17 protein-coding genes and 1 pseudogene are annotated in these 21,130 nt (G+C 44.0%); 17 read left to right on the forward strand and 1 reads right to left on the reverse strand.

Annotation, left to right across the window (positions count from 1 at the left end; translation table 11 throughout):
* Positions 1-40 precede the first annotated feature (40 nt).
* From priA to rpe, 10 genes are all read left to right on the forward strand, one after another.
* Complete coding sequence (gene priA, locus WMO37_RS02535) at positions 41-2,254, forward strand: replication restart helicase PriA (RefSeq protein WP_349154245.1); 2,214 nt, start codon at positions 41-43, stop codon at positions 2,252-2,254.
* A gap of 32 nt (positions 2,255-2,286) precedes the next feature.
* Entirely contained in the window at positions 2,287-2,760 is a 474-nt protein-coding gene (gene def, locus WMO37_RS02540; RefSeq protein WP_022433463.1) for a peptide deformylase, read from the forward strand.
* Positions 2,761-2,877: 117 nt separating this feature from the next.
* Positions 2,878-3,849, forward strand: a complete 972-nt coding sequence (fmt, locus tag WMO37_RS02545; protein ID WP_349154246.1) for a methionyl-tRNA formyltransferase — start codon at positions 2,878-2,880, stop codon at positions 3,847-3,849.
* A 164-nt stretch (positions 3,850-4,013) separates the two neighbouring features.
* On the forward strand, positions 4,014-4,724 hold the full coding sequence (locus WMO37_RS02550) for a zinc metallopeptidase (protein ID WP_349154247.1): 711 nt from the start codon (positions 4,014-4,016) through the stop codon (positions 4,722-4,724).
* 19 nt (positions 4,725-4,743) lie between these two features.
* Entirely contained in the window at positions 4,744-6,048 is a 1,305-nt protein-coding gene (gene rsmB / locus WMO37_RS02555) for a 16S rRNA (cytosine(967)-C(5))-methyltransferase RsmB (RefSeq protein WP_349154380.1), read from the forward strand.
* 25 nt (positions 6,049-6,073) lie between these two features.
* The gene (gene rlmN / locus WMO37_RS02560; RefSeq protein ID WP_436970247.1) at positions 6,074-7,129 is read left to right on the forward strand and encodes a dual-specificity RNA methyltransferase RlmN; all 1,056 of its coding nucleotides are present in this window, start codon (positions 6,074-6,076) and stop codon (positions 7,127-7,129) included.
* Positions 7,130-7,155: 26 nt separating this feature from the next.
* Complete coding sequence (locus WMO37_RS02565) at positions 7,156-7,875, forward strand: Stp1/IreP family PP2C-type Ser/Thr phosphatase (protein ID WP_349154248.1); 720 nt, start codon at positions 7,156-7,158, stop codon at positions 7,873-7,875.
* 20 nt (positions 7,876-7,895) lie between these two features.
* Entirely contained in the window at positions 7,896-9,779 is a 1,884-nt protein-coding gene (gene pknB, locus WMO37_RS02570; protein WP_227089209.1) for a Stk1 family PASTA domain-containing Ser/Thr kinase, read from the forward strand.
* A gap of 11 nt (positions 9,780-9,790) precedes the next feature.
* Positions 9,791-10,669 carry a ribosome small subunit-dependent GTPase A gene (gene rsgA, locus WMO37_RS02575; protein ID WP_349154249.1) on the forward strand — a complete coding sequence of 293 codons (879 nt, stop codon included), beginning with the start codon at positions 9,791-9,793 and terminating at the stop codon, positions 10,667-10,669.
* 19 nt (positions 10,670-10,688) lie between these two features.
* On the forward strand, positions 10,689-11,336 hold the full coding sequence (gene rpe / locus WMO37_RS02580; protein ID WP_349154250.1) for a ribulose-phosphate 3-epimerase: 648 nt from the start codon (positions 10,689-10,691) through the stop codon (positions 11,334-11,336).
* A 65-nt stretch (positions 11,337-11,401) separates the two neighbouring features.
* On the opposite strand, the gene ychF is transcribed toward rpe, so the two are convergent.
* Positions 11,402-12,499 carry a redox-regulated ATPase YchF gene (gene ychF / locus WMO37_RS02585; RefSeq protein WP_022433454.1) on the reverse strand — a complete coding sequence of 366 codons (1,098 nt, stop codon included), beginning with the start codon at positions 12,497-12,499 and terminating at the stop codon, positions 11,402-11,404.
* Positions 12,500-12,856: 357 nt separating this feature from the next.
* Here ychF and mraZ point away from each other — a divergent pair, with 357 nt between their 5' ends.
* The 7 genes and pseudogenes from mraZ (at position 12,857) to WMO37_RS02620 (ending at position 21,064) form a co-directional block, all read left to right on the forward strand.
* Complete coding sequence (mraZ, locus tag WMO37_RS02590; RefSeq protein ID WP_349154251.1) at positions 12,857-13,294, forward strand: division/cell wall cluster transcriptional repressor MraZ; 438 nt, start codon at positions 12,857-12,859, stop codon at positions 13,292-13,294.
* A gap of 40 nt (positions 13,295-13,334) precedes the next feature.
* Positions 13,335-14,273 (forward strand): 16S rRNA (cytosine(1402)-N(4))-methyltransferase RsmH, encoded by a 939-nt coding sequence (gene rsmH, locus WMO37_RS02595; RefSeq protein ID WP_349154252.1) that lies wholly within the window; start codon positions 13,335-13,337, stop codon positions 14,271-14,273.
* 57 nt (positions 14,274-14,330) lie between these two features.
* Positions 14,331-14,837, forward strand: a complete 507-nt coding sequence (locus WMO37_RS02600) for a hypothetical protein (RefSeq protein WP_022433451.1) — start codon at positions 14,331-14,333, stop codon at positions 14,835-14,837.
* Positions 14,838-14,860: 23 nt separating this feature from the next.
* On the forward strand, positions 14,861-16,795 hold the full coding sequence (locus WMO37_RS02605) for a peptidoglycan D,D-transpeptidase FtsI family protein (protein ID WP_349154253.1): 1,935 nt from the start codon (positions 14,861-14,863) through the stop codon (positions 16,793-16,795).
* Between the two features lie 172 nt (positions 16,796-16,967).
* Positions 16,968-18,047: pseudogene (locus WMO37_RS02610) on the forward strand (peptidoglycan D,D-transpeptidase FtsI family protein); the annotation flags it as partial.
* 136 nt (positions 18,048-18,183) lie between these two features.
* Positions 18,184-19,131: a polysaccharide deacetylase family protein gene (locus tag WMO37_RS02615; RefSeq protein ID WP_349154254.1), complete on the forward strand. Its 948-nt coding sequence runs from the start codon at positions 18,184-18,186 to the stop codon at positions 19,129-19,131.
* A gap of 163 nt (positions 19,132-19,294) precedes the next feature.
* Positions 19,295-21,064, forward strand: a complete 1,770-nt coding sequence (locus tag WMO37_RS02620; protein ID WP_349154255.1) for a recombinase family protein — start codon at positions 19,295-19,297, stop codon at positions 21,062-21,064.
* The last annotated feature ends 66 nt before the right edge of the window (positions 21,065-21,130 follow it).

Below are 21,130 nucleotides of genomic sequence, written 5' to 3' on the forward strand. Positions count from 1 at the left end.
AATATACGGATAATGTCCGTCCAATCAAAAAGGAGGAACCATGTACGCAGATATTATTGTGGATATTTCACAGGAACAACTGGATAAAACCTTTCAGTACAGGATTCCTCCCGAATTGGAAAATGAAGTGCAGATTGGGGTTATGGTGCAGATTCCGTTTGGCAGGGGAAACCGTCTGCTGACAGGATATGTCATCGGTATCGGCAGTACCCCCAAGATTCCGGCTGAGAAAATAAAAGACATCGACAGCGTATCCCAAAGCGGGATTCAGGCAGTCGGACGTATGATACAGCTTGCGGCGTGGTTAAAAAAGCAGTACGGCTCGACAATGAATCAGGCTTTAAAAACGGTGCTTCCGGTAAAGGAAAAAGTGCGACAGAAAGAAAAAAAGACAGTGCGCCTTGCCGTATCAAAGGAAAAAGCGGCAGAATATCTGGCACTGTATGAAAAGAAAAATGCCGTGGCAAGGGTGCGGCTGTTAAAAGCACTCTGTAAAACAGATGAGAACGGACTGGACACGGCAGTTTTAAAGGAGCAGTATCAGATAACGACACAGACAATTCAGGCATTGGAAAAGCAAAATGTCATTACGGTGGAAACACAGGAGCTGTATCGTAATCCGGTGCGGGAAACAGCCCCCGGACAGGAACGGCTCATTTTAAATGAAGCCCAGCAGAAGGCGGTCACGCAGTTTTGTACACAGTTTGATGCGGGGGAGCGGAAACCGTGGCTGCTGTACGGTGTAACAGGAAGCGGAAAGACACTCTGTTATATTGAAATGATACAGCACGTGACGGCGCAGGGAAAACAGGCAATCGTCCTGATTCCTGAAATCGCCCTGACCTTTCAGACGGTACAGCGTTTTTACAGGCGGTTTGGCAGTCAGGTGTCGGTTTTACATTCGAGAATGTCCAAGGGAGAGCGGTATGACCAGTTTTTACGTGCCATGCGCGGAGAAATCAGCATTATGATTGGACCGCGTTCCGCTTTGTTCACACCTTTTACAAATCTTGGGCTTATCATCATGGATGAAGAACACGAAGGGGCTTATAAAAGTGAACAGGCGCCGCGTTACCATGCGCGGGAAACGGCAGTCCACATTGCCAAAATGTGCGGCGCAGGTGTGGTATTCGGCTCGGCGACACCGTCCGTAGAGGCATTTTACCGGGCAAAGAAAAACGAATATACCCTGTTAGAACTGCCCCGGCGTGCAAGCGGCACACTGCCTGCCGTATATACGGTGGATTTGCGGGAAGAATTAAAGTGCGGCAACCGCTCTGTTTTTTCACGCCGTCTACAGGAGCTGATACAGCGGAGGCTGGCGGCAAAGGAACAGATTATACTTTTTTTAAATAAAAGAGGCTATGCGGGATTTGTGTCCTGCCGTATGTGCGGACATGTTTTAAAATGCCCGCACTGCGATATTTCCCTTACCGAGCATAAAAACGGGAAAATGGTCTGCCATTACTGCGGGTACGAACAGCCGCGGGTTACACGGTGTCCGGTATGCGGCTCAAAGTATATTTCAGGATTCCGTGCCGGTACACAGCAGATAGAGGAAGCTGTGAAAAAAATGTATCCGCAGGCGCGGGTTTTGCGCATGGATATGGATACCACGGCAGGCAAGGAAGGCCATGAAAAGATACTGGCTGCATTTTCGGCGCAGGAAGCCGATATATTAGTAGGAACGCAAATGATTGTAAAGGGGCATGATTTTCCCAATGTAACGCTGGTAGGTGTACTGGCGGCAGATATGTCGCTGTATGCCGGAGATTACCGGGCGGCAGAGCGGACCTTTGAACTGCTGACACAGGCGGCAGGCAGAGCGGGACGCGGAAGGCAGGCAGGAGAAGTCGTGATTCAGACATATACACCGCAGCACTACAGCATTGCCGCCGCCGCGGCGCAGAATTATGAGCAATTTTATGAGGAAGAAATTGCTTTCCGCTCGATTATGGATTATCCGCCGGTCTGCAATATGCTGATGGTGACCCTTTCTTCAAAAAATGAAGAACAGCTGCTTGCCGCATGTACCTTTTTAAAGGAAGTAATTCCCGAATGGAAAAAAGAACAGGTACGCATTACAGGTCCGGTTGCAGCAGGTGTTTATAAAAGAAATGATTATTATAATCAGGTTGTGTATTTAAAAGCTACGGCTTATGAGAAGCTGACAGCGTGCAAGGACAGGCTGGAAACGCTTTGCAGGGAAAATACGTTGTTCCGCAGCATTGGACTGCAGTTTGATTTTAATTGATAGAAAATATAAAATATAGAAAGAGGATAAAAATGGCGATTAGAAATATCAGGGTTTTAGGCGATGAAATTTTAAGAAAAAAAGCAAAAGAAATTACAGAGGTTACACCGAGAATTCAGGAATTAATTGATGATATGTTTGAAACAATGTATGATGCGGACGGTGTCGGGCTTGCCGCACCGCAGGTCGGTATCAGAAAACGCCTTGTAGTTATTGACTGCGGTGAAGAACCGTTAGTGCTGATTAATCCGGTTATTCTGGAAACAAGCGGCGAGCAGACCGGTCAGGAAGGGTGTTTGAGCGTGCCGAATAAAGTCGGTATCGTAACCCGTCCAAACTATGCAAAGGTCAAGGCATATGATGAAAATATGCAGGAGTACATTATCGAAGGAACAGAACTGCTTGCAAGATGTCTGTGCCATGAAATCGACCACCTTGACGGTGTGATGTATGTTGATAAAGCAACTGAAATGATGCAGATTGATAAAGAGGACGATGAAGCGTAAATAAACCATAAATTGAGGTTTATTTATGCAGATGCTGCTTTCCGATAAAGCAGATATTTTAAAAGGCAGACGGAAAATCGCTGTTTTGCAGTAAAGTCGTCCGGAAATGGAGAGTATATGAGAGTTATTTTTATGGGTACACCGGATTTTTCGGTGGGGACACTAGAGGCTGTGCTTGCCGCCGGACATGAAGTGGCTGCGGTTGTGACACAGCCGGATAAGCCAAAGGGCAGAGGCGGTGCAATGAGCATGTCACCGGTCAAGGAAGCGGCGTTAAAGCACAATCTGACGGTATTACAGCCACAGCGTGCCAGAGAAGAAGCATTTATTGAAGAATTAAGAGGATATGAAGCAGATGTGATTGTAGTTGTGGCATTCGGACAACTGCTTCCGGCAGAAATTATTCATATGCCGAAATACGGCTGTATCAATGTCCATGCTTCCCTGCTTCCGAAATACCGTGGTGCGGCGCCAATTCAGTGGGCAGTCATTGACGGTTGCGAATATTCCGGTGTAACAACCATGCAGATGAATGAAGGATTGGATACCGGAGATATTCTTTTGACAGAAAAAGTAAAGCTTGACCCGAAGGAAACCGGCGGCAGTCTGTTTGACCGTTTAAGCGATGTAGGCGCACAGCTTCTTGTAAAGACCTTAGAGGAGGCGAAAGCCGGAACCTTAAAGCCGCAGAAGCAGAACGAAGAAGAAGCTTCTTATGTAAAGATGATAAAAAAATCATTCGGTGAGCTGGACTTTTCAAAGGAAGCGGATGCATTAGAGCGGCTGATTCGCGGACTGAATCCGTGGCCGAGCGCATTTACTCATTTAAACGGGAAAATGCTCAAAATCTGGGATGCGGATGTGTATACAAAAGAGCAGGCAGAAGCGGAATTTCCGGAATACAGCACAGATTTTAAAGGTGCAGAGCCGGGACAGATTGTAGCAGTGCTGCCACACACCTTTTTTATCGGGTGCGGAAAGGATTTGTTAAAAGTCAATGAAGTCCAGGCAGAGGGTAAAAAGCGCATGACATCGGATGCTTTCTTACGTGGAAGCCGTCTGGAAAAAGGAATGGAACTCGGAAAATAATTTAGATTGCGGATTGGAGGAAAGTATGAACAGGCTTTATATTTAAGCCTGTTCATACGGCAGATTGATAAAGCAGGCATTATCAATCTGCCCTTATCGCAGAACTGAATTCATTCAGTTCGCGTATCCTCCGACATTGGAATGTCTGCGGATTGGAGGATATTATGCCGGGAAGATATTATGGTTACTATTATTATGACCCAACGTATATGCTGATTGTCATATCAGCACTGATTTCACTGTTTGCACAGTTTCTGGTCAATTCCAGATTCTCAAAATACTCCAGGGTACGCAGCCGCTCAGGCATGACCGGAGCGCAGGCGGCAGAACGTATTTTGCAGTCACAGGGCATTTATGATGTGGCAATCCAGCGGGTATCGGGAAAACTGACAGACCATTATGACCCAAGAAACAAGACATTAAATCTTTCTGATGCCGTCTATGCGAGTACATCGGTAGCGGCAGTCGGTGTTGCGGCACATGAATGCGGACACGCGATCCAGCACGCAAGAGGTTATGCACCGCTGTCATTTCGAAGCGCACTCGTGCCGGTTGCCAATATAGGCTCACAGTTATCGTGGCTTTTTATTATTCTTGGCATTTTCTTTGGCGGCAGTCATACACTGATTATGATTGGTATTCTGATGTTTTCGGCAGCGGTATTGTTTCAGCTTGTGACGCTTCCGGTCGAATTTAACGCATCCGGCAGGGCATTAAAGCTGTTGTCCGAAACCGGAATTTTACAAAAAGATGAAGTATCGGATACAAGAAAGGTTTTATCTGCGGCGGCACTCACTTATGTTGCGGCTGCGACAACCGCAGTATTGCAGTTATTAAGACTGCTTCGCCTGTTTGGAGGAAATGACCGTGACTAAAGACAAGACAACAAAGGATATGGCAGACAGCGTTAATGAACGCGAAATTGTACTGGATATTCTGCTGGAATTAAACCGCCCCGAAGCCATGAGCCATCTGGTGATTGGTGCGGCACTCAAAAAATACCAGTATCTGTTAAAGCACCAGCGCAGCTTTATTACAAGGCTGGCACAGGGAACGCTGGAACGGCGGATTGAATTGGATTATATCATTAATCAGTATTCCAAAACACCGGTAAGGAAGATGAAACCGCTGATCCGCAGTCTTTTGGAGATGTCGGTGTATCAGCTGAAATATATGGATAATGTGCCGGTATCAGCAGTCTGCAACGAAGCGGTAAAGCTGGCAGGGAAACGCCATTTTGTGAATTTAAAAGGCTTTGTAAACGGTGTTTTAAGAAATATTGCAAGAAATGACTGCACCTGCGAATATCCGGACCAGAAAAAAGAACCGGTAAAATATTTATCCGTGCGTTATTCCATGCCGGAAGAACTGGTGGCATTTTTTAAGAAACAGGCTGATGATACAACAGTAGAATCCATACTTGCGGGCTTTTATAAGGAAAAGACAACGTATATCCGTTGTAATACGAAAAAGCTTACGGTAGAGGAATTAAAGGCACATCTGCTCAGTGAAAATATTCAGGCTGAGGCAGTGGAAGGACTTCCGTATGCGTTAAAAATTACAGGATATGATTATCTGCTTGCCTGTGAAAGCTTTCAGCGGGGTGAATTTTTTGTACAGGACATCAGTTCCATGCTTGCGGGAGAACTGGCATCTCCTGCACCACATGACCGTATTATTGATGTATGTGCGGCACCGGGCGGAAAGAGCATGAATGTAGCATTAAAACTTACAGACGGCAGTGTTGAGGCGAGAGATTTAACACCGTTAAAGACACAGCTTATCCGTGAAAATATAGCGCGGCTCGGACTGGATAACATTTCTGTAAAAGAGTGGGATGCAAGAGTTTCCGATACGGCATCAAAGGAAAGTGCCGATATTGTGCTTGCGGATCTGCCGTGTTCGGGACTTGGCATTATCGGCAGAAAGCCGGATATCAAGTATCATACGGATATTGAAAAGATTGAACAGCTTGCATCATTACAGCGTGAAATCTTAACGGTTGTGCAGGAGTATGTAAAACCGGGCGGTACACTGGTGTACAGTACATGTACTATCAGCCGGCCGGAAAATGAAGAGAATGCCGCATGGTTTGAAAAGAACTTTCCATTTATACGCGAAGGCAGTGCGAAACAGCTTCTGCCGGGCATAGACGGAACAGACGGATTTTTTATGGTGAAATTCCGAAAGAAACTTTAAAATACCTGCGGAACGGAGAAAAAGTGTGAATAACGATTCTTTAGAATTAATAGATATTAAATCAATGGATGAAGCACAGCTGCAGGCATATTTTGAGCAGCTGGGCGAGAAAAAATTCCGGGCATCACAGGTGTATCAGTGGCTGCATCAGAAATTGGTAACGGATTTTGATCAGATGACAAACCTGCCGGAAAGTTTAAGAAAAACATTAAAAGAAAACTGTCGCCTGACGGCACTGACCGCAGAGCGGGTGCAGGTATCACAGATTGACGGCACATCGAAATATTTATTCAAGCTGTATGACGGCAATTTAATTGAGAGTGTCCTGATGAAATATCACCACGGCAATTCCGTGTGTATTTCTTCGCAGGTGGGCTGCCGCATGGGCTGCCGCTTCTGTGCATCGACACTGGACGGCATGGTGCGTAATCTGGCACCGTCGGAAATGTTAGACCAGATATACCGGATCCAGACGATTTCCGGGGAGCGGGTTGACAACATTGTCATTATGGGTTCGGGAGAACCGATGGATAATTTTCAAAATGTGGTACAGTTTTTAAAATTAATCAATTCAGACAAGGGGCTACATATCAGCGCAAGAAATATAACGGTATCGACCTGTGGACTGGTGGATAAGATACGGGAACTTGCAGACCTGCAGTTACAGATTACGCTGGCAATCTCCCTTCATGCACCGAATGATGAATTAAGAAAGACCATGATGCCGATTGCCAATAAATATTCAATTGAGCAGATTATGGAAGCTTGCCGGTATTATTTAAAACAGACTGGAAGACGCATTTCTTTTGAGTACAGTCTTGTCAAAGGTGTCAACGACACACAGGAGTGCGCAGAACAGTTGTCCGGACTTTTACATGGCATGAACTGCCATGTGAATCTGATTCCGGTCAATCCGATTAAGGAACGCGATTACAGGCAGTCCGAAAAGCAGGCAATAGCGGCTTTTAAAAATAAGCTTGAAAGAAACGGAATAAATGTTACAATAAGAAGGGAAATGGGCAGAGATATTGATGGTGCCTGTGGACAATTAAGAAAGAGCTATATGGAATCACAACAATAATGAATTACAGCGGAATGGAGGAAATGATGAAGGTTCAGGCAGTTACGGATGTAGGACGGGAGAGAAGTGTCAATCAGGACTACGTTTATTATTCGCTGACTGAAACCGGCAGTCTGCCGAATCTGTTTCTGGTAGCAGACGGAATGGGAGGACATAAGGCGGGGGACATGGCATCAAGATATACAGTAGAAACATTTGTATCGCTTGTGCAGGATTCAACGCTAAAAGACCCGGTTTCGATTATTAACAATGCCGTAACACAGGTCAACCGCAGGTTATTACAAAAGGCAGCGGAATCAGAGGATTATGAAGGAATGGGAACGACATTGGTAGCGGCAACCGTGTATGATAATATTTTACGGGTTGCCAATGTCGGAGACAGCCGGTTATATATTTTAGGAAATGAAATTACACAGATTACAAGGGATCATTCTCTAGTGGAAGAAATGGTCAGCATGGGTGAGATTAACAGGGAACAGGCACGCAATCATGAAAAGAAAAATATTATTACAAGGGCAATTGGCGGGTATGATACCGTGGAGGCCGAAATGTTTTCCGTTGATTTAAAGCCAAATGACTGTATTCTTATGTGTACGGACGGACTGAGCAATATGGTTGAGGATGCGGATATTTTAAAGATTGTAAAGTCTGCCCCGGATATTGAAACCGCTGCGAAAAATCTGGTCGCAGCAGCCAATGCAAACGGCGGAAAAGATAATATTACTGTAATGATTATAGAACCGTAACAGGAAAGGTAAATGGTAGGATGTTAAGAAAAGGAATGTTTTTAGCGGACAGATATGAGATTCTGGAGCAAATCGGAAACGGCGGTATGTCTGATGTTTATAAGGCAAAATGCCATAAGTTGAACCGTTATGTTGCAATCAAAGTCTTAAAGCCGGAATTTAGCCAGGATACCAGTTTTGTATCCAAGTTCCGGGTCGAAGCACAGTCGGCAGCAGGGCTTTCACACCCGAATGTTGTCAATGTTTATGATGTAGGCGAAGAAAACGGAATTCACTACATTGTCATGGAGCTGGTTGAGGGAATTACCCTGAAAAAATATATTGAAAAAAGAGGAAAGCTTCCTTATAAAGAGGCAGTCAGCATTGCCATTCAGGTTGCTAACGGTATGGAAGCAGCACATAAGCACCATATTGTACACCGTGATATTAAGCCACAGAATATTATTATTTCCAAAGAAGGCAAGGTTAAGGTAACGGATTTTGGCATTGCCAAAGCAGCAACTTCAAGTACAATTAATTCATCAGCAGCCATGGGCTCTGTGCATTATATGTCACCGGAACAGGCAAGAGGCGGATATTCGGATGAGCGCAGCGACATTTATTCATTTGGTATCACACTGTATGAAATGCTTACCGGAAAAGTGCCGTTTGACGGTGATACAACCGTCGCGGTAGCCGTACAGCACATTCAGGATGCAATTCCTGCGCCGTCGGAGATTGCGGAAGATGTACCGTTAAGCGTGGATAAGATTGTTTTAAAATGTACACAGAAAAAAACAGAGAGAAGATACCAGACGGTGTCTGATCTGATTGCGGATTTGAAAAAGTCCCTTGTCATGCCGGAAGAAGACTTTGTTAAAATTGCACCGATGTATGCACAGCAGACAGAGCAGCCACAGAATTCTTCCGATGAGGAAGACGACATTGAAGATGATTATCTTAATGATGATGACGATGATTTATCAGACGGACTTACAGATGATGAAGATGATGACGACGATGATGATGAAACACTGGATATTGACGATGAGAATAACGATAAACTTGATAAGATGACAAAGTGGATTGGTGTCGGTATCATTGCGGTTATTTTAATTATTGCTGTATTTGTGATTGTAAAGCTGGTAGGCGGTGTTTCATTTGGCGGAAAGAGTGAAAAAACAACAGCGCAGACGACACAGGCAAATGCTACAACAGCCTCTTCCGAAAAGGTTTCTGTTCCAAACGTAGTCGGCAAGACAGAAGACGAAGCCAAGGAAGAATTAAATAAGGTCGGACTCGGCTATAAGGCAAGTTATCAGGCTTCCTCAACCGTTGAAAAAGGCAATGTCATTTCCCAGGGTACAAAGCAGGGTACATCCGTTGCAAAAAATACAACGATTACATTAACCATCAGTTCAGGACCTGACAGCGTAAAGGTCAATAATGTTGTCGGTATGTCTGAGTCAAAGGCAACATCAACATTAAAGAGTGCAGGATTTTCGGTAGATGTGGAATATGATTACAGCGATTCTGTAGAACAGGGGAATGTTATCAGCCAGTCGCCTTCTGCAAATGCATCGGCATCAGAAGGAGATACCGTAACAATTACAGTCAGTCAGGGTAAAAAGGTCAGCTATGCAAAGATGCCAAATGTTATCGGTCTGACAGAAGATGCTGCAAAGCAGGCAATCAAAGACCAGGGACTCGTTCCGTCTGTAACATATCAGTCCACCTCCGGTACCTACGGACTGGTAACGGCACAGGGTTACAATTCAGGCGAATCTTTAGAGAGCGGTACAACCGTAACAATCGTAGTCAGCCACTATCAGAAGGCAACAGAACCTGCAACAACGGCAGCAAGCCAGTCTACAACCGCAGCCGTCAAGACAACGGCAGCTTCCGGCAGTAATACGGCACAGTAACAGGAGCGTGTATGCAGGGAAAGATTATTAAAGGCATTGCAGGATTTTATTATGTTTATGCGGAAGAAACGGATACCATTTATGAATGTAAGGCAAAGGGCATTTTCAGAAACCGCAAAGTAAAGCCGCTGGTCGGCGATTTGGTTGCAATTGAAGTACTCGATGAAGAACAGGCAAAAGGTAATATTACGGAGATTCTGCCAAGAAAAAATGAATTAATCCGTCCGGCATCAGCAAACGTAGACCAGGCAATGGTTATTTTTGCGGCAGCAAATCCTGAGCCGAATTTTCATTTATTGGACCGCTTTTTGGTGATGATGGATTATCAGAACGTACCGACCGTGATCTGTTTTAATAAGGAAGATTTAATCGGAGCAGATGAAAAAGAGCGTCTGCGGGAGATTTACGCAGGCGCGGACTGCCAGATTGTTTTTACCAGTACCTATGAAAAAACAGGAATTGATAAAGTATGTGAGATTCTTGAAGGTAAAACAACGGTACTTGCAGGGCCTTCCGGTGTGGGAAAGTCCTCTATGACCAATCTTTTACTTCCTGATGCAAGGATGGAAACAGGCGACATCAGCAAAATCGGCAGAGGACGCCATACGACAAGACATTCCGAGATATTTCATATCAGCGGACGGTCGTATCTGATGGACACACCGGGATTTACTTCAATGAATCTGCCGGAGTTGGAAAAAGAAGACCTGCGTTTTTATTTTCCAGAATTTGAACCACTTGAGGGCAGCTGCCGGTTTAACGGTTGTGTGCATATGAATGAGCCGGACTGCGCCGTAAAAGCGGCAGTTTCTGATGGAAAGATTCATAAAATGCGCTATGAGAGTTATACTACAATGTATCAGGAATTAAAAGAACAAAAAAAGTATTAAAGAAGGAATCAAAAGAAACATGAATATTTTATCACCATCGCTCTTATCGGCGGACTTTAAAAAACTGGGAGAGGAAATTGCAGCTATCGACAAAGCAGGCGCGGAGTACGTGCATATAGATGTCATGGACGGACAGTTCGTACCAAACATCTCATACGGCATGCCGGTCATCAAATCCATCCGTTCCTGCACCAAAAGGGTGTTTGATGTGCATTTAATGATAGATGAACCCATCCGTTATGTCAAAGACTTTGCAGACTGCGGAGCAGATATCATCACTGTACATGTCGAAGCCTGCAAAGACGTTGCAGCAACCTTAGAGGCAATTCGCCAGCTCGGCGTAAAGCCTGCAATCACCTTAAATCCAGATACTCCGGTATCAGCCATAGAACCGTATCTGAATCAGGTCGATATGGTACTGGTGATGAGTGTCGTACCGGGCGCGGGCGGACAGAAATTCATCCCGGAATCCCTCGATAAAATACGCCGCATCAAAAAACTGCTTGATGAAAACCGGCTTCATGCAGACATCGAAGTAGACGGTGGAATCAACACTGACAACGTCAGAGCCGCCCTTGATGCCGGTGCCAACATCATCGTAGCCGGTTCAGCCGTCTTTAAAGGCGATGCTGCCGAAAACGTAAAAAAATTCAAGGAATTGATGTAAAAGCAAAAAATATGCCTGTCAGATGCGTCAAGTAACACGGGTATCTGACAGGCATATTTTTTTGCTTATACGTTGAAGCGGAACAAAATGACATCGCCGTCTTTTACAACATATTCTTTTCCTTCCAGACCGACAAGTCCTTTTTCCTTGGCGGCTGTATAAGAACCACAGTCCAATAAATCCTGATAGTTGACAACTTCGGCACGGATGAAGCCGCGTTCAAAATCGCTATGGATTTTTCCGGCAGCCTGAGGCGCTTTCGTACCTTTAACGATTGTCCATGCACGGGTTTCGGTTTCACCGGCAGTTAAGTAACTGATCAGACCGAGGATACGGTAACTTGCGGCAATCAGCTTATCAAGACCGGAAGAACTGATGCCTAAGTCTTCTAAGAACATTTTCTTTTCGTCATCATCCAGTTCGGAGATTTCCTGTTCGATTTGCGCGCAGATAACGAAAACTTCGCAGTTTTCCTTTGCTGCAAATTCACGTACAGAAGCTACATATTTGTTGGAAGCACCGTCATCCGGTAAATCATCTTCTGTAACATTGGCAGCAAAGATGACCGGTTTTGCTGTTAATAAGTTATATTCTTTCATGAGTGCTGCTTCATCATCGTCTTCCAGTTCAAAATTCTTAGCCAGATTTCCGGCTTCAAGGAAAGCAATCAGACGCTCAATTAAATCACATTCTTTTAAAATTTCCTTATTGTTGTAAGCTGCTTTTTTCTGTTTTGCAAGACGTCTTTCCAGAATTTCAATATCCGAAAAGATTAACTCCAGATTAATCGTTTCAATATCACGGAGCGGGTCGATAGAACCGTCTACATGGACAATATTGGAATCTTCAAAACATCTGACAACATGAACAATGGCATCAACTTCACGGATATTGGCAAGGAACTGGTTTCCAAGACCTTCACCCTTAGAAGCCCCCTTTACAAGCCCTGCGATATCAACGAATTCGATGACGGCAGGGGTAATCTTTGCAGAATTGTATAATGCTGCAAGCTTGTTTAAACGTTCATCCGGAACGGCAACGACACCTACATTCGGGTCAATGGTGCAGAACGGGTAGTTGGCAGATTCAGCGCCAGCTTTTGTTAATGAGTTAAAAAGCGTACTTTTGCCGACATTTGGCAAACCTACAATACCGAGTTTCATAAAATCTCTATCTCCTTTGTTTTTATGGGGATTTCCCCTGATTTTTAAAAATGTCAGATACAACCGTATATTTTACTATAAAAAAGCATTGAATTCAACATGGTAGTGCCAACTTTAGAAAAAAATGAAATCTTTCCGATAGGCAGGTACAGCAAAAAAGCAGTCATCAGGGTGCAGAATACGCGGAAAATGTCAAATCTGGTGGATAACTTTCAGACAGGCGGAAAAACTGTGAATTTAGTGCGTTAAATTCTAAAAAAACACTTGTATTTTTCCACAAATAAGTATAGAATTGACTCTAAAGTGGTGGAAAGTGGTGGCAAATGGTAAAAAGTGGTAGACGGAGGAACAACAATCATGTTTATGGGTGAATACAACCATACAATTGATGGTAAGGGACGAGTTATTGTTCCTGCAAAGTTCCGCGATGCCTTAGGGGACGGTTTTGTCGTAACCAAGGGATTAGACGGCTGCCTTTTTGTTTATCCGCCGGATGCATGGCAGGCATTTGAAGAAAAGCTTCAGTCGCTGCCGCTGACCAATAAAAACTCCAGACAGTTTGCACGTTTTTTCCTTGCAGGAGCGGCATCCTGTGAAGTTGATAAACAGGGAAGAATTCTTCTGCCGCAGGTTCTTCGTGAATTTGCGGGACTTGAAAAAGAAGTTGTGATGGTCGGGGTTGCCAACCGCGTGGAAATCTGGAGTAAAGAACGCTGGCAGGAATGTATTGAAAGCTATGATGACGATATGGATGAAGTGGCGGAGAATATGGAGAGTTTAGGATTTTCTATTTAGACTGCCCGTAAAAAGATGCGTTTTGAAAATGGAGAAAAACATGGAATTTAAACACAAGTCTGTATTATTGCAGGAAACGATTGACAATTTAAATATCAGACCGGATGGAATCTACGTGGACGGAACGCTGGGCGGTGGCGGACATTCTTATGAAATTGCCAGCAGGCTTTCATCCAAAGGAAGACTCATCGGCATTGATCAGGATGAGGCGGCAATTGCAGCAGCCGGTGAACGGTTAAAGCCGTTTGCAGACAGAGTCACCATTGTACGGAATAATTATTGTAATATGGATATGGTATTGAAGGACTTAGGAATTGAAAGAGTCGATGGGATTCTTTTGGATCTGGGCGTGTCTTCTTACCAGTTAGATACCGCAGAAAGAGGATTTACCTATAAGACGGATGCACCGCTTGACATGCGTATGGACAGACGGCAGCAGATGACGGCAAAAGATATTTTGAATGAATACAACGAAATGGAACTTTACCGCATTATCCGGGATTATGGTGAAGATAAATTTGCAAAGAATATCGCAAAGCATATTGTGGCAGCAAGAAGCGAAAAGCCGATAGAAACTACATTTGAGTTAAATGAAATTATCAAGGCGGCGATTCCAATGAAATGCAGGGCTGTTGGAGGACATCCGTCTAAGAAGACATTTCAGGCGATACGGATTGAACTGAATCATGAACTGGACGTATTGAATAATTCAATTGACAGCATGATTGAACATTTAAATGACAAAGGACGTTTCTGCATTATTACATTCCATTCGTTAGAAGACCGGATTGTAAAGGTGCAGTTTAAAAATAATGAAAATCCATGTACCTGCCCACCGGATTTCCCGGTGTGCGTATGTGGGAAAAAATCTAAGGGAAAAGTAATTACAAGAAAGCCAATTCTTCCGTCAGAAGAAGAGCTTGAAGAAAATAAAAGAGCAAAAAGCGCAAAGCTGCGTGTGTTTGAACGCAGGAGATAAGCTTAAAAGTGTGTAACGTTTTACAAACGTAAAAAAAGTCAGCAGGGAGGAAAGTAAATGGCGCGCAAAAGTTATGGAAACACCATAAAGTATGAAAAAAGAACCGGTTATGTTCAGGGAAATACGGTAAGAAAACTGCAGGTAGCAGAACCTTATTCCAATGATCCGACAAGTATTGAACAGCTTGAGGAAGAACGAAAAAGAAAACGGGAACAGCAAAGAAAGATACGACGTGCCAATAAGATGAACTTTCTTTATACAGTGGCAGTAACGGCAGTGGTAGCTGTGATGTTCGGACTGTGCTACCAGTATCTGAATTTACAGTCTGAGGTAAAGACTAATGCAGCCGCAGTATCTGATCTGGAAATGCAGTTAAATACCCTGACCTCACAGAATGATGAACGTGAAGCACAGGCAGAAGCCGATATCGACTATGATGCAATTTATGATACAGCGGTCAATGAACTGGGAATGGTTTATCCGGCAAAAGGACAGGTTATCCGTTACGCAGCAGGCGAGAGTGAATATGTAAAGCAGTATCAGAATATTCCGAATGCAGACTAAAAAGATACATTGGAGATACATAAATGGTAGAAAGTAGTCAGGAACGTGCAAAACGAAATAAATACAGAAGAAAAAAAGCAATGCTCAAAAAAGTACACAAAAAAGCCGGCATTGCTTTTTTGTGTGTTATGGCAGCACTGGCAGTTTTAGCAGGAAGAATCGCATGGATTAATTATAATCACGGTGATGCATATTCCAAAGCTGTGTTAGACCATCAGACGTATACGTCAACAACAATTCCGTATAAGCGGGGACAGATTCTGACCTCGAATGGAAATATTCTTGCGTACAGCGAAAGAGTGTACAACCTTATATTAGATCCGAAGCTGGTGCTTTCCGATGAGAAGTATAAAGAACCGACCTTAAATGCGCTGGTACAGTGTTTTGGGTTAAACCGTCAGGAATTGGAACAGACATTGGCAGTGAAGAAAGATTCCCAGTACGAGCGTCTGGCGATGGGACTGACTTCGGATGAGATTGCTGATTTTAAGGCACTTGTTGCAGATACAAAAAATAATCCGAATATCAAGGGTGTGTGGTTTGAAAATTCCTATGTCAGAAAATATCCATTTTCAACTATGGCATGTGATGTTGTTGGTTTTGCAAGTGCGGCAAACGGCGGTGAACTGGGACTGGAAAGCTATTATGATGATGAACTTTCAGGAACAGACGGCGTATCCTACAGTTATGTCAATGATAATCTTGATGTGCAGGAAACAACCAAAGATGCCGTAGACGGCAACAATATTGTGACAACCATTGACTATAATGTACAGCGGATTATTGAAAAACACATTGCGGCATATAATGAAGAAAAGCCGTCCAGTGCAACAGCGGTACTGGTAATGAATCCGAACAACGGAGAAGTGCTGGGCATGGCGAGTTATCCGTATTTTGACCTGAACAATCCAAGAAGTCTTGAAAGTTCGTATTCCCAGGAACAGCTGGCAACGATGTCCGATGAAGACATGACAAATTCGCTGTATAAAATCTGGAGAAATTACTGTATTTCAGAAACCTTTGAACCGGGTTCGACCTTTAAGCCGTTCACCGTCGCTTCGGGACTGGAAGAGGGCGTAACATATGACGGGGATGTCTTTTACTGTAACGGTTATGAAGAAATCGGAGGTTATACCATCCGCTGTCATGTATATAATAAAACCGGCAAGCATGGGGATATTACACTGGAGCAGGCGCTGATGCAGTCCTGTAACCCTGCAATGATGGATATTGCCGCACGCCTTGGCGGTGTGAAATTCGCCCAGTACCAGAGACTGTTTGGTTTTGGCAGTAAGACAGGAATCGATCTTCCGTCAGAGGAAAACGGTATTATAAAAAAGAGCGATATGTCAGAAACAGACGTTGCAACCAATGCATTCGGACAGAATATCAATGTAACCATGATTCAGATGGGGGCAGCCTTTTCTTCTTTAATTAATGGTGGAAATTACTACCAGCCGCATATTGTAAAGCGTATTGAAAAAGATACGGGTGAAGTTGTAAAGACCTTTGAACCAACACTGGTGCGTCAGACAGTAACGGCTTCAACATCGCAGCTGCTGCGTAAGTATTTAAAATCCACGGTTGATGACGGACTTGCAAAAAAAGCAGGTGTTACCGGTTATTCAATAGGCGGTAAGACCGGTACGGCGCAGAAGGGCAAACGAGAGGATTTAAAATGGATTGTATCTTTCATCGGCTTCGCACCGGTGGATAATCCGCAGGTGATGGTTTATGTATTGATTGATGAACCGGACGGAACAACGGGAACGAGTGGAACTACTTCAGATACGCTGATTTTAAGCCATGATATTTTAGAGGAACTGCTTCCGTACATGAATATTTTCAAAGATGCAGAGGCAGAGCCGGTGGATGCAGCAGACAGTGAAGACGAAAATACAGTCAGCATTACCGTTCCGAATACCAATGTGCAGGATAGTACATCAGCAACACCATAAAAAAGTATAACTCCGGGCAGACGTTAATAAGATGTAATAACGTTTATCCGGAGTTATTTTTATGTGGAAACCGTGGGAAAATGAAAGCGAAACCCAAAGAATACGCAGACAGAAGGAACGTTACAGGGACGATAAGCGCTGGCAGATTATTGATGAGCGCAAAAACGACCCAATGGGCAGGCTGCATACAAGACACCGGAAAAAACTGATGATTTGTGGAGCCTGTGTGTTTCTGGCAATGCTGCTGCTGATTGGCAGACTGGGCTATGTCATGATTTTTCAGGCACAGTATTATCTTTCAAGAGCTGAAGAACTGCATGAGCGGGAACGTGTGATTAAGGCATCCCGCGGAAGAATATTAGATACCAATGGCATTGTGCTGGCCGATAATAAAACAGTCTGTACGATTTCCGTTATTCACAGCCAGATACAGGATGCCGAAGCGGTAATTCATATGCTGACATCTGAATTGGGACTGGATGAAGCACAGGTACGTAAGCGCGTGGAAAAAGTATCGTCTATTGAGCGGATTCAGACCAATGTTTCCAAAGAAACCGGGGATAAAATCCGGGAATACAATATGGCGGGTGTCAAGGTCGATGAAGATTATAAGCGCTACTATCCGTATGAAACGCTGGCATCAAGAGTACTTGGCTTTACAGGCAGTGACAATCAGGGCATTTTAGGACTGGAAGCAAAATATGATGCCCTGCTTTCCGGTAACAGCGGTCAGATTCTGACACTGACGGATGCGTGGGGCATTGAACTGGAAGGGGCGGAAGAAAGCAGAAAAGAACCGGTTGCGGGCAGTGATTTATACACCAGTCTGGATTACAATATCCAGGCTTATGCGGAGCAGCTTGCAGACCGCACATTAGAAGCAAAAGGGGCAAAGCGTGTATCAATTATCGTGATGAATCCGCAGAATGGTGAACTGCTGGCGATGGTTAATGCACCGGAATATAATTTAAATACACCGTATGAATTAAATATAGAGATAACGGAAGAAGACAGCAGCAAATCCAAAATGGATTTACTCAATATGATGTGGCGGAATTTCTGCATTAATGATACCTACGAACCCGGCTCGGTCTTTAAAATGGTAACGGCAACGGCGGCACTTGAAACCGGTGTGGCACATTTAAGTGATTCCTATACGTGCGGCGGCAATACAAAGGTCGGGGATAGAACAATCCGTTGTCATAAAACAACGGGTCATGGTACACAGACCTTTACGGAAACTGTCATGAACAGGAGCGTTTCTGTCCGGAAAAATAAAATAAAGTCCGGGGGAAGAAATTTGTCGAAAAAAGTGAAATTGTGTCTTGTATTTTTAAATTTTCGTATTATACTGTCTATAGCCAGAAAATGAAAGAGGGAACTTAAAAATGAAAAGAGTGAAAAGACCAGAACTTCGTCTGCATGGACAAAAAGTGAGATTAAAAAAGAAACCAGTAATTCTTGCAGTATCCGTATTAGTACTGATTGTATTGCTGGTGTCCGTATCCGTTCATGCAGCTTCTAAAAAACATACCCAGAAAGTATCTGCGGGAGTGGCAGAGGAAACGGCTGCAGCCGTGGAAGAAACAACGGTTGCCGAAGAGAAGTTAAGCGAAGAAGAAACAACGACTGCTGAGGAAGAAACAACACTGCCCGAAGTGCAGACGACAACGGCGGCAGCACCGCAGACAGACGGTGAAGGAGAATATCCGGGATGCAAAAAAGTGTATCTGACATTTGATGACGGTCCAAGTCCGAATACAACCAGAATTTTAGATATTCTGGACCAGTATGGTGTCAAAGCAACATTTTTTACAATCTGCAGTCCGGGAGAAGAAAATGAAGAAAGCTTAAAACGGATTGTTTCAAGCGGCAATACGCTGGCAATTCACTCTGTTTCTCATGAGTATTCACAGGTGTATGCATCTATTGACAGCTTTAAAGAAGATGTTTTAGACATGCAGCAGTGGTTATATGAGCAGACCGGTGTGACAACGTGGTTTTACAGATTTCCGGGCGGTTCAAGCAATAAAGTAGCCAACTGCGATATTTCAGACTGTATCAATTTTTTGAATGAACAGGGATTTGTATACTTTGACTGGAATGTCAGTTCAGGGGATGCCAGTGCAAAATGTGTGGATAAGGATACCATTGTACAGAATGTCCTGTCTGAAATCGGAAGCCGTGAAGAATATGTGGTACTGATGCACGATGCCGGTGCAAAGACAACAACGGTGGAAGCATTGCCGGAAATTATCGAGTATTTACAGGCAAATGACTATATGATTCTTCCGATAACGGCAAATACAAAGCCGGTTCAGCACCGTCATTCATAATCGGGATTCTGCCTGCGTAGAATATAGTAAGTCTATACAGGCATGGAAATCCGGATGAATCAGGAAAATGAAAAAGCCATTATGCAGCTGCTCTTAGAAAAGCAGTATATTACGTATGAGGAGTGGTTTATGGCAGTGCAGTACATCGAAAGCGGTGCAGACAATGAGTGAGGAAAAAGTATTGTCTGGAATGCGTTGTGCCATTTACAACCGGTGTTCTACAACAGAGGAGGCACAAAACCGTGCCATTGAAACACAGGCGGCAGAGTCTGTGGAAATCGTACAGGCATTAGGCGGAGTAATCTGCTGTCAGTACATTGAACAGGAAAGCGGAACAACAACGAAAAAAAGAACGCAATATGCCAGTCTTATGGCGGATGTGCAGCAGGAGCGGATTGACTGCATTGTAATTAAGTCAATTGACCGTCTGATGCGCAACGCCGGGGACTGGCATGAATTTATTCAGCACATTACAGCACATCGTGTCAGACTGTATCTGTATCTGGAAAGAAAGTTTTATGAGCCGCAGGATGCGTTTCTTTCCGGTATCAAAGCGCTCATTGCAGAGCAGTATTCCAGAGAATTAAGCCAAAAGGTTAATAATGCCCATAAAAGGCGGCAAAAGAAAATAGATGGGAAACTAACCGTCAACAATAATGTTTACGGCTACAGAAAAGAAAAAGATGGTTATAGAATAGAAGAAACGGAAGCCGTCTATATCCGCAGAATCTATGCGATGTCCGCAGGCGGTGCAGGCGGCAGGAAAATTGCAAAGGAATTGTATGCGATGGGCATGAGAAACCGCAAAAACGGTGCGGTCAGTGATGTGACCGTAAGACGTCTGATTCAGAATCCACTGTATAAGGGAACAGCTGTAATGCATAAAACGCATTATGATTTTGAATTAAAAAAACAGTGCTGCCTGCCAAAGGAGCAGTGGATTTATCATGAAAACAGAATCCCTGCAATCGTGAGCGAAAAGCTGTGGCAGGCGGCAAATGATGCGTTAAATGCCCGGAAAAGCAAAAGTCAGGCAAAAGAACAGAAAGAAAGAAGCCCGCTGCCGCAGCACTGCCTTAAAATCGTCTGCGGAAAATGCGGATGTGCGTACTGCAAAAGAACAGGAAGTGCAGGAAATGTGTATTGGATGTGCGGCAGACAGCTTGAGAAAAATCCGGATGGCACAGTCTGTAAAAATATCACAGTTTATGAGAAAGAACTGGAACCGCTTTTGTGGGAGCAGTTTCAAAAAGAAGATATGGAAAGCATAAAAACGCAGACGGAAAACGGCCTTTTATTGCTGGAAAAAGTTTTAAAAAAGAACCCGTGCAGTAAAGACTTTTGCATGGAATATGGGCGGTTACGGGAAAAGAAAAAGAACCTGCTTCAAAAGTATATGGACGGGATTGTGAGTGACAGTGATTATAAACTGGCATCGGAAATGCTGGCACAGCAGATAAATCAGATGACAGAGCAGGAAAAACGAAACGATACGGCAAAGCCCGGGCAGCGGCTTTTTGCTATCCGTCAGTATCTGTATTCAGAAGAAGGTCAGGAAGCCGTCCGTCAGGCGGTGGTACAAAACACGCTGTCTGAAATAACCGTTTATCCCGATAACCGCCTGTGTGTCTGCTACCGGACAGGAGCGTGCCGGATGATGCCTTACCGTCATATCCATGCCAAAATGAAAAAAAGGCAGGAGAGTATTCAAAAGATAGAACAGCTTTTTTTAAGCCAAAATCGGCTGACCACAGCGGAAATTGCAGAATATACAGGGTATTCCCGGGGAAATATCCTGCAAAAGTTAAAAGAATTAAAACAGCAGGGCAGAATCCGGTATGTCAGCATGGGCAAAAATGGAGGCTGTTGGGAGGATGTAAGTACAGGAATACATCAGGATAAACAGACAAAGAAAACAGACGGGCAGATATAGAGAAACGTATAAAGACAAGTATATAACAGACGGAAGGAATCATACATAAACAGCTGTAATCCTGCA

The sequence above is a fragment of the Lachnospira intestinalis genome (genome assembly GCF_040095895.1).
Taxonomy (GTDB): Bacteria; Bacillota; Clostridia; order Lachnospirales; family Lachnospiraceae; genus Lachnospira; species Lachnospira intestinalis.